Below are 15,366 nucleotides of genomic sequence, written 5' to 3'. Positions count from 1 at the left end.
GTTAACAGCTCTGGGTATACAACGTAACGGTAAGCTGATTAACGTGAGCCTGAGAGAGCCTCCAACCTGAGGGCTGTCGGGTTATTGCGCCTTATGTCCATTTTACAGAAAGGCTGTCAGGGGCCTGTAATATAATAATTTTATGGATATTCCTGTAGATTTTTGGAAACTGGCAGCTGGCTTGTCGATATTTCTTTACGGCATGTTCCTCTTGGAGGACTCTGTCCGAATCATGTCCGGCAAGGCCTTTCGTCAGATGATTCGCTTTTATACCGATGGTCGTTTACGCTCCATAGGGAGCGGTGCCCTGATCACAGCAATTCTTCAGTCCAGCTCGGCTGTTTCTCTTATGGTGTTGGCCTTTGTCGGTGCTGGCGTCATGACTATGGAAAACGGCATCGGTGTGATGCTGGGGGCTAATATTGGCACAACGCTGACCGCATGGATTGTAGCGGCATTTGGTTTTAAAATCAAAATATCAAGTATGGCCTTTCCTCTGATTGCCTGCTCCGGTCTTATTTCCATGATCATCAATCCGGCTTCAAAAATTTTTCAATTGAGCCGGCTGTTGATCGGCTTTGGGTTCATGCTCCTTGGTTTGAGTTTTATGAAGACCAGTGTAGAGGCGTACACCCAGCATGTTGATTTAACCGCTCTTGTTGGTTACGGTGCCTGGCTTTACCTGCTGTTCGGCATTCTTATGACTGCAATAATGCAGGCAAGTGCCGCAGCTATCGCTATTATTCTCACCGGGCTGAACAGTGGTCTGATCACCTTTGAAATTGCCGCAGCTATGGTCATCGGGGCCAATATCGGAACGACTGTGACCGTACTGCTTGGTGCAATCGGGGGTATACCGATAAAAAAACGGGTAGGAGTCAGCCATCTTATCTTTAATGTGGTTACCGGAATAGTGGCCTTTCTTGCACTCAAACCGTTATCTCATGTGGTTGAGCTGTTTTTTGATACCTCAACCAACGCTGTGATGGGCCTGGCTCTCTTTCATACCCTGTTCAACCTGATAGGTGCGATACTCTTTTTCCCGTTTATCGGTTATATATCCCGCTTGCTTCTTCGTTTTTTTCCCGAACGGAAAGCAGTGCTTACGGTCTACCTGAACAACACACCCACAGAGGTGCTGGATGCGGCCACGTCTTCCCTGCGCAAAGAAACCCTGCATCTTTTTGAGGAATGCCAATTCTATGCCCTAAAGACCTTTGGTATTGATGATAAACTGGTCTTTGATCATACGCTGCCCTTTCAAAAAAATCTCGGTCGCCGAAATACCCTGAGAGATTATTATGAAAATGCCAAGCTTCTGCATGGTGAGATCATTGAATTTTATGCCAAACTCCTGAAGGCCAAACTGGAAGAGGAAGAGGCCAAGGCCCTGGAGCGGATGATCTATGCCTCCCGGAATATCATGAATTCCATGAAGAATATTAAGGGACTTCGACATGATATGGAGGAATTTGACAGCACGGAAAATAAGCATCTGAACCGGCAGTATCGTTTGTTCCGGCGGCGGCTTATCGGCCTCTATCACAGTATCAACAGTTTCTTCGATATGATGGGTAATCATCAGGAGCAGTACCGCATCCTGCTTCGCACGGTAATCCATATTGAACAGCAGGACGCCCAGTTTGTCAGCACAGTTATGGAATTGGCTGCTACAAAGGATGTTGATGAACGGGAGATTTCTTCATTGCTTATGGCTAACCGCCTGTTCAGTCAGTCCTGCCGTCTCCAGGTCTTTGCCCTGAAAGACCTCCTGCTCAGAAAGGAGGAGATTAAGGAGTTTGATCATGCTATGGAGATGAAAGAGCTGCTGGATGAGGAGCATGGGAGGTCGGAAGAACATTGATTTTGGTATAATTTTCAGGCTGACCGTAAAGTTAATCGAGATATTTTATATTATCCCGGACAGCGAAACAAAAAATCCTTGACAAACTCCGGGAGATGCGTTAGCGTTTTTTCTGTCTGATATCTACGTATAAAATATACGTAGATTACGTATTCTTCAGGCTCTCTGGAAATGAAGAGAATCCTGATGAAAAAGATAAACCAAATAATATCTGCCGGGAGGTGATGCAAGAGGTTATGTGACAAACATATTGCTTGAAGCAACAGGAAGTCACCAAAACCAAGAATACACAAATAATAAAGGAGAATTCTATGAAGTTTTCTGTTATAACTGCCAAAATTTTTTTGCTCTGTATAGCCGGGCTGCTTATGACAGTGCCTCTGTCGCTTAAAGCCGCTGAGACAGCTTCTCAAAAAAGCGATGGACAGTCCCAGGCCGGGCAGTCTGTTCAGGCGGATGTTGACAGAAAAGTAACTGATGCGTTTTCAGAGAAACGCCAAAAAGTACTCACTGACGCGGTCGACGCACTTAATGCAACGTGGGATGCGTTAACTGCCCTTGAGAAGAATAAACCCGATCAGGCAATTGAAGACCTTTCGAACGCAACAGGCAAACTTGAGCTGGTTATTGTGCGTTCGCCTGATCTAGCGCTGGCACCGGTAGATGTTGACATTTCCATTATAGATCTGACTGCCGATCCTGCTGTTGCGCGACAGGCTGTTGAAGAAGTGGAAGAACTGATAGAAGATGGCAAGGTGCAGCAGGCCCGACCTCTGCTGGCGCAACTGGCCAGTGAAATTCAGATTCACACCACGAATATCCCTCTGGCAAGCTATCCGGCTGCCATTAAAGCAGTCATCCCCTTGATTGAGGCGGGTAAAACTGAACAGGCCAGAACTGATCTCCTGTTCGCTTTTGATACTCTTGTGGTGACCACGGAGATATTTCCACTGCCCCAACTGCGTGCGGAACTGCTTCTTGATAAAGCCGAAAAACTGGCAGAACAGAAGGATCGTAGCAAGGCAGAAGAAAAACAGCTTAAGGAAAACCTTGACGCTGCTGAAGAATATATTCAACTTGCTCAGATCTTAGGTTATGGGAAAGAAGAAATGTATGACCCTATGTATAAATCCCTTGAAAAGATCAGAGAAAAGGTTGATGGTCAACAGGCCGGAACAGGCTGGTTCGATGAAATCAAACAGCAGTTCAAGGAATGGTTCTAACCATGATCCATAAATAAACAACCCCGTCCCAAGGGGCGGGGGATTGGATAAAGAATCATGTGGGCGACCCAGCTTGGGTCGCCTTTTTTCGTCATTACAGCAGAACAGGATTGCGAGATCCGAGGGCATCTATGCGCAAACCACTGTCTTGTACTCTCCCTCCCTCAACGCCCGGACCAAATCGGCCCTGCTCTGAACAGGAACAGTAAACTGCGTGGGAACTTGACCGAGTTCGTCCAGGGTATGGGCATCACTGCCACCGACCAACCCGACCTGGTAGTGCTCCGGCCAAGACGCAATCGCCTGATTCGCCTGCGGCGTGTTTCTGCCATTCGTTCCCTCAATAATTCGGCACAGTCCTTTTTCCAGCAAGGAAATGTCCGTGGATCTGCCGGGTCGGCAGGGATGGGCAGCGATTGCAACACCGCCAGCGGCCTGCACTGTTGCCAGTACTGCTTCAGTAGGAAGCCCGACAGGGAGTTTTTCAAAAGGGCCAAAGAGAAGAAAATCAACCCCTTGGGTAGCATATTCCATGCCGATAAGGACACAGAGACCGTTTTCCTGCATGCCTTCTTTGATCAGGTCAGTAGCGGCCATGGTATCATGATCCGTGATGCAGACCCCGTCCAGCCCCTTGGCTTGGGCATTATTGAGGATTTGCTCCAGGGTCAGTTGACTACAGGAGGAGAGTATGGTATGAACATGGAGATCGAATTTCATCCCCCGAATATTTTCCATTCCGGCGGGAATGTCAACCCGTTTTTCAACACGGGCAGGGGGACTCGCCTTATAACATGACCTGAAGCGGAGAGATTATGAGCACAAGACGAACCGCTGATCGTTGTATCCTGATTCTCCTTGATGGGTTAGGTGATCGCGCCTATCCCACACTGGGAGATCGCACCCCTCTGCAGGCGGCTCAGACACCACATCTTGATTCTTTTGCTCAAAGTGGCTCCTGCGGCCTCCTTCATGCAGGTCGTCCTGGCATTGCCCTGCCCAGTGAAAACGCCCATTTTGCCCTGTTCGGTTATCAGGAGCAGGAGTTCCCTGGTCGGGGGCTGTTTGAGGCCCTGGGGGCTGGATTGGATATCAGGCCGGGAGATATCGCCTTTCTCGTTCATTTCGGAGCAGCTGAGGTCCGGGAGCAGATCCTTTTTCTGAAAAAACATCGTCCTAAAACTTCCTCAGAAGAGACAAGGGCCTTCATAGAGGCGATTTCCTCATACACCTGCACTAGGAATGATGGTGACGAAACAGAGTCTATTCAGATAGATTACCTGCCGACCAAGGGCCTGGACGGCATTCTCCGGCTGCGTGGAAAAGGGTTGAGCCGCCAGGTCACTGATACCAGCCCTCCCCAGCATGAACACCCCCTGCTCATGGCACTGCCTTACCGAAACGCGGACGATTTGCCTGCTGCCCAACGCACAGCTGCGGCCCTGAACAGCTATATCGCCTGGTCGCATATCACTCTGAGCAAACACCCACTGAACCGGAAACGGCAAGAAAAGCAACAGGAACTGGTCAACGTTCTGGTTACCCAACGTCCTGGAACATCCGGAAAAATTCAGCCTTTTGCAGAACGCTGGGGAATCCAGGGCGCATCTTTAGCCTCCGGTCTTATGTATTGGGGGCTGGCAAGTTACCTGGGAATGCGGGTGGAACAGGTCAAGGATACTGATAATCCGGGCCAGGATTTGGCAGAACGATTGCAGCTTGCGGACTCTTTGGGCAAGGAATACGAGTTTCTTCATGTCCATACTAAGGCCCCGGACGCAGCAGCCCATACCAAGGATCCTCACAAGAAAGTCGCTGCCATCGAATCCCTGGACAAGGGCATAGGCGAAATGCTGCCGAACTTACTTGATGGACGCACCGTTGTTATCATAACAGCTGATCACTCCACCCCCAGTGCTGGCCCTCAGATTCATTCAGGGGAGCCGGTTCCCATTGCCGTGGCCGGGCCGGGTATTCGTCGCGATCTGGTGACTGGCTTTGATGAGGTGCAATGCGCTCCCGGATCCCTGGGATGGGTGCAGGGCCAAGACCTCATGCCCATGGTGCTCAATTTTCTTGACCGGGCAAAGCTGGTGGGTTTGATGGATACCCCGGATGATCAACCCTATTGGCCAGGCAAGAGGACACCGTTTAGACTGTAATCTCAGTTCCCCTTCAATATCAGGAGGTACCCATGATCAAGACAGGCGTTATTCATGGTCGTTTTCAGATTCTCCATAATGATCACCTGAAATATCTCCTGGCTGGCAAGGCCCGATGCGAGCATCTGGTGGTGGGTATCACCAATCCTGACCCCTGCCTGACCAAGGATGACACCGCAGATCCGAAACGAAGCTCGGACAAGGCCAATCCCTTCACCTATTTCCACCGTTACCAGATGGTTCGTGCAGCCCTGACTCAGAGCGGTGTGGACGAAAAAGACTTTTCAGTGGTTCCCTTCCCTATCAATTTTCCAGAACGATACCACTATTACCTGCCTATGGATGCCACCTTTTTTCTCACCATCTATGATGAATGGGGGGAAAGAAAGCTGGAAATGTTTCATAGTCTTGGCCTGAAAACAGAAGTGCTTTGGCGAAGAACATTGGCTACCAAAGGTTTATCTGCAACTGATATCCGGGAAAAGGTGGCTGCTGAAGAGCCTTGGCAGCATCTTGTGCCGTCCGGTGTTGTCGCAATTATCAAGAATACCCTGAGATAGGGAGCACGTTCAGGTTGGTCACTTGTCTGCGGGCTAAGGTGAAGTTATTGGAGGATGTTCTGGGAGAGAGAGCAGACTGGTTATGAGGGAGGGAGATAAGCAGTTATCAGTGAGGCTCAAAACTACTTATCTCTCTCCTTCCTAAGCAGGTACTTTTGCATCTCACAAACGTTATTGACTTTATCTCATACGTGCTTGTGAGATGAGGTCATGCATACACTGGTCGGTCAGAGCAGACGGAGGACTGTTCACGCAAGTTGATAAATCAAAGGTCGAAAACGAGGTTCAGGTATCGCTTCTTTACGATTTCGGGCTGCCTCAAGCCATGCCTCTTTCGCCTTCAACACTTCCCTCAGTGCTTCTTGCTGAGTTTCACCAAATGCCGAGCAATGTTTCAAATCAGGAATATCAGCAATATACCCATCATCTTTATCGCTGTAAAACACATTGACATGGTAGTCCTTCATTATTATTCCTCAAGTTGAAGGTTGTATCTCTCGATAATATCAAGCAATTGCTTTATCTGGTATGGTTTTGCTTTCCCCTTAACATTCTGTAAGTTTACCAGATCAGACACATCGGGATGGCCAAAAATATGATGACTGCCACGGATACGCTGTAAACTAAATCCGAACATCTCGGCACAGGAAACTGCTTCCGAAAATCGGATATTTTTTGAACCGGATAAAATTTTCCGCAGTAATTTACGCTTTCTCATGCAATCTTTTTAACTGTATGGAATTGGACATCATCACCTTGTTGCAGAAAGATTACTTTTCAATAAACAACTGAGACAAGACAGCACCCTGAACTTTAATCTAAATTTTGCCGTTGTCAGCGGATCAAGTATAGTGCCTGAGTGCGCAAACTATTTCTCTATTTCATCCTTCAACCGTGTCCATAATGGTTTAAGCTGCTTTCTGATAGCGTTTGATTTCATAATATCTGCACTCCTGAATCCGTATCTTACAAAACTCCTTTTGCCAAACGCCGAGCAATGTTTCAAATCAGGGATATCAGCAATATATCCATCATTTTCATCGCTGTTAAATACATTGACTATTTGAGGTAATCTCTTGTTTTATTCAAACAGTGAGAAAATGGCTGAAAATCCTCCTCAAAGACCATTATCTTATTTCGTCTGAACGAGTTGTCGGCCATTTTTTTGGATTCGGTTATCGTGAGATACAGATATTCATCAACAGTATACTGAATATCAAAAAAATATGTGCTTTTTCCGGCAAAAACTTTCTCGGAAAACAGTTCGTTCATATCTTTCCTTATGTTCATAAAATTTATAGCCCTCCCAAAACCGTTGGAAAATACTTGAAACCAGTGTTCGAAGATTCTGATCTGACGTGTTCCTCTTTTCCATGATTCGGAAACCGACAAACACCTCTTTCCGGTTCTTGCATCATAACGGATATCGAAGAGGTATGTTCGTCCGCCCGCCGGAAGCTCTTCTGAATACAGCCTTTCTTCGTTTTTTAACGAATGACCGTTTCGGATTCCGTGAAGTTTGCCATGACACTTTCCACAGACAACAAGAAGGTTATCAACATGATCATCTTTGTATCTTTTCGGATAGGCGATATGATGTACCGCCTTGTAAGGTTCGCTACAGAAATCACATTTGTAATTTGATCGCTCTAGGGCCACGCGTCTCAGTTCTTCCCAACGCCTCGAACCTAGATAATTATCGTAACTTCTTTTGCGAAACTTTTCAAAAAAATCACTTATATTTTGAAATATTTTCATGCAAAAATGATGAGTTGAAAAACAAAAAATTGTCAGTGTAATTTTGTTGAATCTGCCTAAGCATTGCTGATCGGCTATTCCTCCCCGACAAGGGATAAACATGCTGTTATTAGAAATAATAACATATCATCCGGTATGGTAACACCAATAAAACCAGCTTGTCAACATCCCTCACAAAACAACTCCTCTTCCCCTCCCCCAATCTCTTTCACCAGCTAACAAAATTCTAACATTCCCCTAATCACCCTATAATTTATGCTCAGTATAAATAGCGACAATACAAAAGATGGTCAGCATACAGGGCCGGAAGAAAAAATCTGTTCAGCAGTGGAAATATATGTCGGACAATATGAGTGACACAGAAGAAAAAAAGGTACCAACAAGGGCCTCTGCAATGGAGCGGGTTCAGCTCGGTTTGGCTAAGCGGCGGCGCAAAGAAGAGCGGTTCAGAAAATTGAGTTTTTCAGCCGTGATATTGAGCCTCAGCTTTCTTGTGCTCCTGTTCGCCTCAATTATTTCCAATGGCTGGCCAGCGTTTCAACGGACAGATATCCTGCTTGATATTCATTTTGACAGCGAAGTTCTGGATGTGGACAGCCTGGTTAAAGCAAATTACGGCAAGCTGGTAAAGCAGTCCATGCGGGAACTCCTGCCCGATGTCACATCACGGCACAATAAGCGGGAAATGTACAGGTTAGTCAGTTCAGGGGCCTCGTATGAATTGCAGAAAATGGTGGTGGCTGACCCAACCCTGATCGGCAAGACAGTTTCCTTATGGCTTCCAGCTGATGACCTGCCTGATATGCTGATGAAGGGCAAAATTAACAGGAATCTCCCGGAAACAGAGCGTCCTATATCTGATAAACAGATTCAATGGATTGATCAACTTATCGCTCAGGGACGACTGGAACAGCATTTTAACACCACTTTTTTTCAGGCAGGTGATTCTCGGGAACCTGAACTGGCCGGAATCAGGGGGGCGTTGACCGGGTCAATGCTTACCTTATTTGTCACCTTGCTGCTCTCTTTTCCTGTGGCTGTGGCTGCTGCGGTTTATCTGGAAGAATTTGCCCCCAAGAATAGATGGACCGATCTGGTTGAGGTGAATATTAATAATCTTGCGGCAGTTCCTTCTATAGTCTTTGGTTTATTAGGCTTGGCAGTTTTTTTGAATTTCTTTGGAATGCCCCGTTCCTCACCCTTGGTCGGAGGCGTGGTGCTTTCCCTGATGACTTTGCCAACCATTATTATTGCCAGCCGGGCCTCATTAAAAGCTGTGCCGCCCTCTATTCGCGAGGCTGCCCTGGGCGTGGGCGCATCCAAGATGCAGACCGTGTTTCATCATGTTATTCCGCTGGCTATGCCTGGAATGATGACCGGAACCATTATCGGTCTTTCTCAGGCCTTGGGTGAAACCGCACCGTTATTGATGATTGGCATGGTGGCCTTTATTGTTGATATACCGGGGAGCATGACAGATCCGTCAACTGTCCTGCCTGTGCAGATTTTCCTCTGGGCTGATTCCCCGGAACGGGCCTTTGTTGAACGGACTTCTGCTGCCATTCTTGTCTTACTCATGTTTTTGATCTCAATGAACGGTTTAGCAATTTACCTGCGCAGAAAATTTGAACAGCGGTGGTAAGTGTTCCACTCGCTTTTATTGTGGCACCAAATGTGAACCAGGGGCTATCCATCTCCTACAAAAAAAACAGCCTCTGGTTTGCATCTTTTTAACTTAATGAATCTTATGAACGAGAAAGGAGTGAAAGGAAAGAAAATGAAGAAAACTTTATTGATTGCAGCTTGTATGCTGCTGGCTTCGGATGTCTGGGCAAGTGGAAGGGATTATGTCTCTATTGTGGGTTCATCCACAGTTTATCCTTTTGCCACCACAGTTGCGGAACGATTTGGTAAAACCAGTTCCTTTAAGACCCCAAAAATCGAATCAACCGGTTCAGGTGGCGGAATGAAGCTGTTCTGTGCCGGCACCGCCATTGACACCCCGGATATCACCAATGCCTCGCGCAGGATTAAAAAGTCTGAATACGATTCCTGTATGAAAAACGGGGTCAAGGAGATCGTTGAGGTCAAAGTAGGTTATGATGGCATTGTGTTGGCCAACTCAAAAAAAGCTCCACGCTTCAAATTGAGCAAAAAAGACATCTACCTTGCTCTGGCCCGAACAGTGCCGGACCCCAAAGGCAGCAAAACCTTTGTTGACAATCCCTATACAACCTGGAAGGAAGTAAATGCCTCCTTGCCTGATACAAAAATTGAGGTTATGGGGCCTCCTCCCACCTCAGGAACCCGTGATGCCTTTGATGAATTGGCTATGCAGGGTGGTTGTAAGACCTTTCCCTGGGTAAAGGCGATGAAAAAGACCGATAAAGAACAATTCAAGGCTGTTTGCCAGGCGTTGCGCGAAGACGGACCCTATATAGAGGCCGGTGAAAATGACAACCTGATTATCCAAAAGCTGGAAGCTAACCCTGATTCTCTGGGCATTTTCGGCTTCAGTTATCTTGACCAGAATGCTGACAAAATCCAGGGTAGCATCGTCGACGGAGTTGAGCCTTCTTTTGATAAAATTTCTGACGGAAGCTACTCTATCTCGCGTTCACTGTACATGTACGTAAAAAAATCGCATGTCGGGGTTGTGCCGGGACTGGAGGAGTATCTGGCTGAGTTCACCAGTGACCGTGCCTGGGGTGAAGAAGGCTATCTCGCTGAAAAAGGTCTCATTCCCATGCCGGAAGAGGAACGTACACAGGTCGGGAAAGCCGTGAACGAGCTGATTCCTTTGCAGATGTAAGAATCCCGGTAGTAGGGACACGGCATGCCGTGTCCCTCCTTATTTATGCACACAGAAGCTGTTGGAAGAACATTCCGGCGGCCCGAGAGGAATGAAGATGATCACAGCAGAACATACATCCATGAATAAAGCGCCCTATTTTGCTGGCTATGGAAAGGAAGCGTATGAAGTTATACCGACTTCCTCTATCCTTGCCAGCCAGAGAACGCTGTCCGAGGAGAAAGAACAGGCCAGGGAGGAAACCGTTGGCGAGCCCTTTGTTGATGCCCCTCGTATGACCTGTCGTGGTGTCGATGTTTGGTATGGCGACAAACAGGCTATTATGGATGTAAATATTGATATTGGCAAAAATCAGGTGCTGGCCATGATTGGCCCGTCTGGCTGTGGCAAGTCAACATTCCTTCGCTGTTTAAACAGGATGAACGATACCGTGCCTATCTGTCGGGTGGGCGGTGAGATTATTTTGGATGGGATGAACATCTATGATAAAAAAATAGATGTGGTGCCCCTCCGTGCCCAGGTTGGCATGGTGTTTCAGAAGCCCAATCCCTTTCCCAAGTCTATCTATGATAATATTGCCTATGGCCCAAAGATTCATGGGCTGGTGAATAATCAGGCTGAAACCGACGAAGTGGTGGAGTATTCTCTGACCAGGGCCGGGTTATGGGAAGAGGTTAAGGACAGATTGGATCAGCCGGGAACCGGACTTTCCGGTGGCCAGCAGCAACGTCTTTGTATTGCCCGTGCTATTGCTGTTCGTCCAGAGGTGATTTTAATGGATGAACCCTGTTCAGCCCTTGATCCCATTGCCACAGCAACAGTGGAAGATTTAATTGATGAGTTGCGCCAACAGTACACAATAGTTATTGTAACGCATAACATGCAGCAGGCAGCCCGGGTATCTCAGCGGACAGCCTATTTTCATCTTGGTAAGCTTATTGAGGTTGGTATTACAGACCAGCTTTTTACCAACCCTGGTCACCAGTTAACAGAAGACTATATTACAGGGCGTTTTGGTTGAGGAGATTGTGATCCGGTCGCATTAACAAAGACCTACAAAGGGTTAGCTGAAAAAATATTTTTTTCTTCAAGAACGGAATATTTTATGTATAAAATATGGTATAAATAAAGTATAAAATATTGTACCAGGAAGAAAATGAGAAGCGTTTCTTGGGAAATGCAAAAAAGAGAAGAATACAAGGAGAGAGAGAGTATGAAGAAAGTCTATACAACCAGTGCAATCACCATGACTGTTGGTGCGATGCTGCTCGGTGGTGCTGTGTCAGCCTCAGCCCTTGAGGTGAAGTCAGGGAATGATAAGGTGGGTCTTAAGTTGTATGGTCATGTTAACCGGGCAGTGATGGCTGTTGATGATGGCAATGACAGCAAGATTTTCCACGTTGATAACTCGCACTCTGAGAGCAGAGTCGGCCTGAAAGGAAAGGTCAAGGCATCCGAGACCTTGACTATCGGGGGAAATGTCGAAGTGCAGTGGCAGTCCAACCCGTCTCACAAAGTATCAATGGATGAAGAAAGCATTTCCGCTGAGCTTAAAGAGCGAAAGATGGAAGTCTACTTTGATTGCGACAAGCTTGGTAAGCTTTCCATAGGAAAGGGAGATATGGCTTCTGATGATACTTCAGAAGTGGATCTCTCCGGGACTGCTTTGGCCGGTAACTCTGGAGTTGCTGACGCAGGTGAAGGCTTTAACTTTTATAATAACAATGCTGTAGCGGATGCTGAAAGCATGGCTGTCGGTGATATTTTTAACCAGATGGACGGCTTGAGCCGAAAAAGTCGTGTGCGTTACGACACCCCGAGCTTAGGTGGTTTTTCTCTCGGTGTATCTTCCGGGGAAAAAGAACGTGCTGATGCCGCATTGTTCTATGCAGGTGAGTTGGCCGGTGGCACCAAGTTGGAAGCTGCTGTGGCCTATTCTGATCCAGGTGAGGGTAAGGACTACACCCAGATCAACGGTTCTGCATCTGTTCTGTTCGGCTTTGGACTCAACTTTACTCTGGCGGCCGGTTCCCGAGACCTGGATGATATGCCGGCAGGTGGCGATGATCCGATGTTTACATACGGTAAAATTGGTTATAAAACCAAGATTTTTTCTATCGGTTCCACAGCCTGTTCCTTTGATTACGGGATGTTTGAGAATATAGGACATCAGAATACTGAAGAAGAAGGCACTGCCTATGGTGTGCAGCTTGTTCAGAAATTATCTGATTACAATACACAGCTGTTTGCAGCCTATCGTAATTTTGAACTGGAAGACAATACCGGTGCTGATTACGAGCCGATCTCCTTGACTATGGCCGGTGCGCGGATAAAGTTCTAATCAAGAGCGTTTGATTCTTTCTTGGGGGCGTCTTACAGGACGCCCCCTTTTTTTTTGTTCCCTTTCATTATCCAGACCGGCTTGATAAAGTTATATTTACCCGTCACTGTATTTCCTAAACAAAGAACGCACCTGAAAGAAATATTTTTTTCTTCCAAAACGCAATTGTTCATGTACAATAGCTATGTCTTGGAAGACAAGATATTGTACCGGGAGGAGTATGAGAGACGTTTCTTGGGGAAGTACAAAAGAGAAGAAGAATAAGGAGAAAGAGAATGAAAAAAGTTTACACAATCAGTGCAGTAACTATGACTACCAGTGCCTTGCTGCTTGGAGGTGCCGTATCAGCCTCAGCTCTTGAGGTGAATTCAGGTAACGATAAGGTAGGGCTTAAGCTGTATGGTCATATCAACCGGGCAGTTATGGCTGTTGACGACGGCAACGAAAGCAAGGTTTTTCATGTTGATAATACCAATTCTGAAAGCAGATTCGGCATCAATGGAGAAGTGGCGGCATATGACTTCCTGACAATAGGTGGAACTGTTGAAGTGGAATGGCAATCCAACCCTTCACATAAAGTATCAATGCAGGAAGAGAGCATCTCCAGCGAACTTAAAGAACGAAAAATGGACGTTTATTTTGATTCTGAAAAGCTCGGTAAATTGTCCGTAGGGCGGGGGGATATGGTCTCAAATGGAAGCTCGGAAGTTGACTTGTCCGGCACCGGTGTTGCTGGTAACTCCGGTGCAGCCGATGCCGGTGGTGGCTTTGCCTTTTATAATACTACTCCTGTAGTAGTGGGTCAGGGTGAAGAGGCTAAGAGCATTACAGTCGGTGATGTTTTTGACCAGATGGACGGATTGAGCAGAAAGAATCGCGTACGCTATGATACCCCTGGTTTTGGTGGTTTTTCTCTGGGAGTTTCCTCTGGAGAAAAAGAGATGGCTGATGCCGCCCTGACATACTCTGGTAAATTCGGTGATGGCACCAAGTTGGAAGCTGCTGTAGCCTATTCCGACCCAGGTGAGGGTAAGGACTACACCCTGATCAGCGGTTCTGCGTCTGTCCTGTTCGGCTTTGGACTTAACTTCACTGTGGCAGGCGGTTCCCGTGACCTGGATGATATGCCCGCTGGCGGTGATGATCCGACCTTTATGTACGGTAAGATCGGTTATAAGGCGAAGATGTTCTCTGTCGGTTCCACAGCCTGTTCGTTTGATTATGGGGTGTACTCCAATATCGAAACCCAGGACACTGAAGAAGAAGGCACGGCCTATGGTGTTCAGCTTGTTCAGAAGCTGTCTGAGTACAACACTGAGATTTTTGCAGCCTACCGTAATTTTGAACTGGAAGATAATACCAGTGCAGATTACGAGCCCGTCTCGTTGGCTCTGGCCGGTGCCCGGATTAAATTCTAAGTTAGAACACACCCGGTCTTGCAAGACCGGGCTATTTTGGGCAAGTCCCTCCGGGACGCTGTTTCAACGGCGGGTACGGAGATAACTGTTTTGCAAGGGACGTTCTTCAGGAGCGTCCCTTTTTTTGTTTTTTATTCTATTCCCGGTAGAGATAGTCTTCTGTTAGTTCCTTCTGGTATTCTGTAACCTTGATAGTTCCCAGGTATTTATTAACCAAGGGATATCCTTTTTCCGCCCAAGTCTTGATCCCGCCCTCAGCAAGATACACATTTGTATAGCCGTATTTATAAAGCATACCAGCAAAATAAGAAGCGCGATGTTTGGTTCGACAAGTGACCCAAATCTCAGCGTTCGGGTCTGTTATTTTCTTGTATAATCCGTAAGCGTGGCCGGAATGCACATTACTGGAGTTTAAAATATGTCCGACATCGAATTCAGCCTTTGTCCTGACATCAATAATAACCGCCTTGCTCTTTCCGCTTTGAATCTCCTGCCATTTTGCGTACAGATCATCCGCGGTTTTCATCTTGTCCTTGGGAATAGCTGCTCTGAGTTTCTCGTAAAACGCTGTTTCACCAGCCTTGAGATCCGCAGCAGCAAAAGAGCTAACAGGCAGGATGAGTGTAAGAGCCAGACCGGCAAGGCATAAGGCTGTTCTTTTCTTTTTCATCGGATTTCCTCCTTATCACGAAATTTATTATAATTACGCATTATTGCGCTTAAATCTTCTCAAGCCTTGTTTTAATATACTTCAACGGCGGAGTTCCCGACCAAGTACAGGCCAGATTAGGCGGCAGCAGAATATTACTGTTAAAGCCCTTAAACTTCGGATATTTGGGATCGCCTTCCAGACCGTATTTTCCACCAAATCCCCCCGCAGTCGCCAAAACCCCTTGGCGAATCCCCCAAGTCACCTTGGCTGTGGCTTGGACTTCTCCCCAAGGTGAGGTAATGAGTACTTCATCGCCATCGGCGATATTGCGCTGTTTGGCATCCTGATAATTTATCCAGACCGGATTGGAACCACATTTTTTCATCAACGCACTATTCCAACAGGTTGAGGTGTGTTCATGTTCTGTTACCCTGAAATAGCCCATCAGCACTCTACAGTCGCAAGTTCTCAACGGTTCCCGGTGAATTAAAGCTGTGTTGAAATTTGCGCTGGATTACCCAGTTTCCCTGGCCCACGCATTCGAATTTTGAAAAATCTTATCCTCAATTTTCCCCT

General features: G+C 46.9%; 15 protein-coding genes. 9 read left to right on the top strand and 6 right to left on the bottom strand.

From position 1 onward, the window contains the following. The first annotated feature begins 142 nt into the window (after positions 1 to 142). The gene (locus L2082_RS14035; RefSeq protein ID WP_446011874.1) at positions 143 to 1,864 is read left to right on the top strand and encodes a Na/Pi cotransporter family protein; all 1,722 of its coding nucleotides are present in this window, start codon (positions 143 to 145) and stop codon (positions 1,862 to 1,864) included. A gap of 311 nt (positions 1,865 to 2,175) precedes the next feature. Continuing rightward, entirely contained in the window at positions 2,176 to 3,087 is a 912-nt protein-coding gene (locus L2082_RS14030) for a YfdX family protein (RefSeq protein WP_446011873.1), read from the top strand. Positions 3,088 to 3,216: 129 nt separating this feature from the next. On the opposite strand, the gene L2082_RS14025 is transcribed toward L2082_RS14030, so the two are convergent. Further along, the gene (locus L2082_RS14025) at positions 3,217 to 3,807 is read right to left on the bottom strand and encodes a PHP domain-containing protein (RefSeq protein WP_446011001.1); all 591 of its coding nucleotides are present in this window, start codon (positions 3,805 to 3,807) and stop codon (positions 3,217 to 3,219) included. Positions 3,808 to 3,902: 95 nt separating this feature from the next. Here L2082_RS14025 and apgM point away from each other — a divergent pair, with 95 nt between their 5' ends. Next, on the top strand, positions 3,903 to 5,249 hold the full coding sequence (gene apgM / locus L2082_RS14020) for a 2,3-bisphosphoglycerate-independent phosphoglycerate mutase (RefSeq protein WP_446011000.1): 1,347 nt from the start codon (positions 3,903 to 3,905) through the stop codon (positions 5,247 to 5,249). Between the two features lie 32 nt (positions 5,250 to 5,281). Then, entirely contained in the window at positions 5,282 to 5,809 is a 528-nt protein-coding gene (locus tag L2082_RS14015; RefSeq protein WP_446010999.1) for an adenylyltransferase/cytidyltransferase family protein, read from the top strand. Positions 5,810 to 6,057: 248 nt separating this feature from the next. Here the strand turns inward: L2082_RS14015 and L2082_RS14010 are convergent, their stop codons facing one another. The 3 genes from L2082_RS14010 to L2082_RS14000 form a co-directional block, all read right to left on the bottom strand. Continuing rightward, entirely contained in the window at positions 6,058 to 6,276 is a 219-nt protein-coding gene (locus L2082_RS14010) for a type II toxin-antitoxin system HicB family antitoxin (protein ID WP_446011872.1), read from the bottom strand. Positions 6,277 to 6,278: 2 nt separating this feature from the next. Then, entirely contained in the window at positions 6,279 to 6,527 is a 249-nt protein-coding gene (locus L2082_RS14005; protein ID WP_446011274.1) for a type II toxin-antitoxin system HicA family toxin, read from the bottom strand. A 341-nt stretch (positions 6,528 to 6,868) separates the two neighbouring features. Further along, on the bottom strand, positions 6,869 to 7,567 hold the full coding sequence (locus L2082_RS14000) for a DUF3276 family protein (RefSeq protein WP_446011273.1): 699 nt from the start codon (positions 7,565 to 7,567) through the stop codon (positions 6,869 to 6,871). A 349-nt stretch (positions 7,568 to 7,916) separates the two neighbouring features. Between L2082_RS14000 and pstA the strand changes: the two genes are divergently transcribed. The 5 genes from pstA (at position 7,917) to L2082_RS13975 (ending at position 14,138) form a co-directional block, all read left to right on the top strand. Further along, positions 7,917 to 9,209, top strand: a complete 1,293-nt coding sequence (pstA, locus tag L2082_RS13995; protein WP_446011871.1) for a phosphate ABC transporter permease PstA — start codon at positions 7,917 to 7,919, stop codon at positions 9,207 to 9,209. 135 nt (positions 9,210 to 9,344) lie between these two features. Further along, positions 9,345 to 10,379 carry a PstS family phosphate ABC transporter substrate-binding protein gene (locus tag L2082_RS13990; protein WP_446011199.1) on the top strand — a complete coding sequence of 345 codons (1,035 nt, stop codon included), beginning with the start codon at positions 9,345 to 9,347 and terminating at the stop codon, positions 10,377 to 10,379. Positions 10,380 to 10,476: 97 nt separating this feature from the next. Continuing rightward, the gene (gene pstB, locus L2082_RS13985) at positions 10,477 to 11,400 is read left to right on the top strand and encodes a phosphate ABC transporter ATP-binding protein PstB (protein ID WP_446011870.1); all 924 of its coding nucleotides are present in this window, start codon (positions 10,477 to 10,479) and stop codon (positions 11,398 to 11,400) included. A 192-nt stretch (positions 11,401 to 11,592) separates the two neighbouring features. Next, the gene (locus L2082_RS13980) at positions 11,593 to 12,720 is read left to right on the top strand and encodes a porin (RefSeq protein ID WP_446010955.1); all 1,128 of its coding nucleotides are present in this window, start codon (positions 11,593 to 11,595) and stop codon (positions 12,718 to 12,720) included. Between the two features lie 275 nt (positions 12,721 to 12,995). After that, on the top strand, positions 12,996 to 14,138 hold the full coding sequence (locus tag L2082_RS13975; RefSeq protein WP_446010956.1) for a porin: 1,143 nt from the start codon (positions 12,996 to 12,998) through the stop codon (positions 14,136 to 14,138). A 136-nt stretch (positions 14,139 to 14,274) separates the two neighbouring features. On the opposite strand, the gene L2082_RS13970 is transcribed toward L2082_RS13975, so the two are convergent. Together L2082_RS13970 and L2082_RS13965 are read right to left on the bottom strand one after the other, a co-directional pair. After that, positions 14,275 to 14,808 carry a rhodanese-like domain-containing protein gene (locus L2082_RS13970; protein WP_446011869.1) on the bottom strand — a complete coding sequence of 178 codons (534 nt, stop codon included), beginning with the start codon at positions 14,806 to 14,808 and terminating at the stop codon, positions 14,275 to 14,277. A 49-nt stretch (positions 14,809 to 14,857) separates the two neighbouring features. Further along, positions 14,858 to 15,235, bottom strand: coding sequence for a molybdopterin dinucleotide binding domain-containing protein (locus tag L2082_RS13965; RefSeq protein WP_446010958.1), 378 nt, complete (start codon positions 15,233 to 15,235; stop codon positions 14,858 to 14,860). Between the last annotated feature and the right edge of the window lie 131 nt (positions 15,236 to 15,366).

It is taken from the genome of Candidatus Electrothrix sp. (assembly GCF_052785085.1).
This window is presented reverse-complemented; position numbering and strand designations above follow the sequence as displayed.

Bases quoted from the DNA above. Each gene is read 5' to 3' on its own strand.
- pstA (WP_446011871.1), top strand. From the start codon at position 7,917: ATGAGTGACACAGAAGAAAAAAAGGTACCAACAAGGGCCTCTGCAATG.
- L2082_RS13980 (WP_446010955.1), top strand. From the start codon at position 11,593: ATGAAGAAAGTCTATACAACCAGTGCAATCACCATGACTGTTGGTGCG.
- L2082_RS14010 (WP_446011872.1), bottom strand. From the start codon at position 6,276: ATGAAGGACTACCATGTCAATGTGTTTTACAGCGATAAAGATGATGGG.
- L2082_RS14030 (WP_446011873.1), top strand. From the start codon at position 2,176: ATGAAGTTTTCTGTTATAACTGCCAAAATTTTTTTGCTCTGTATAGCC.
- L2082_RS14005 (WP_446011274.1), bottom strand. From the start codon at position 6,527: ATGAGAAAGCGTAAATTACTGCGGAAAATTTTATCCGGTTCAAAAAAT.
- pstB (WP_446011870.1), top strand. From the start codon at position 10,477: ATGATCACAGCAGAACATACATCCATGAATAAAGCGCCCTATTTTGCT.
- L2082_RS13975 (WP_446010956.1), top strand. From the start codon at position 12,996: ATGAAAAAAGTTTACACAATCAGTGCAGTAACTATGACTACCAGTGCC.
- L2082_RS13990 (WP_446011199.1), top strand. From the start codon at position 9,345: ATGAAGAAAACTTTATTGATTGCAGCTTGTATGCTGCTGGCTTCGGAT.
- L2082_RS14000 (WP_446011273.1), bottom strand. From the start codon at position 7,567: ATGAAAATATTTCAAAATATAAGTGATTTTTTTGAAAAGTTTCGCAAA.
- L2082_RS14035 (WP_446011874.1), top strand. From the start codon at position 143: ATGGATATTCCTGTAGATTTTTGGAAACTGGCAGCTGGCTTGTCGATA.
- L2082_RS14025 (WP_446011001.1), bottom strand. From the start codon at position 3,807: ATGAAATTCGATCTCCATGTTCATACCATACTCTCCTCCTGTAGTCAA.
- apgM (WP_446011000.1), top strand. From the start codon at position 3,903: ATGAGCACAAGACGAACCGCTGATCGTTGTATCCTGATTCTCCTTGAT.
- L2082_RS14015 (WP_446010999.1), top strand. From the start codon at position 5,282: ATGATCAAGACAGGCGTTATTCATGGTCGTTTTCAGATTCTCCATAAT.
- L2082_RS13970 (WP_446011869.1), bottom strand. From the start codon at position 14,808: ATGAAAAAGAAAAGAACAGCCTTATGCCTTGCCGGTCTGGCTCTTACA.
- L2082_RS13965 (WP_446010958.1), bottom strand. From the start codon at position 15,235: ATGGGCTATTTCAGGGTAACAGAACATGAACACACCTCAACCTGTTGG.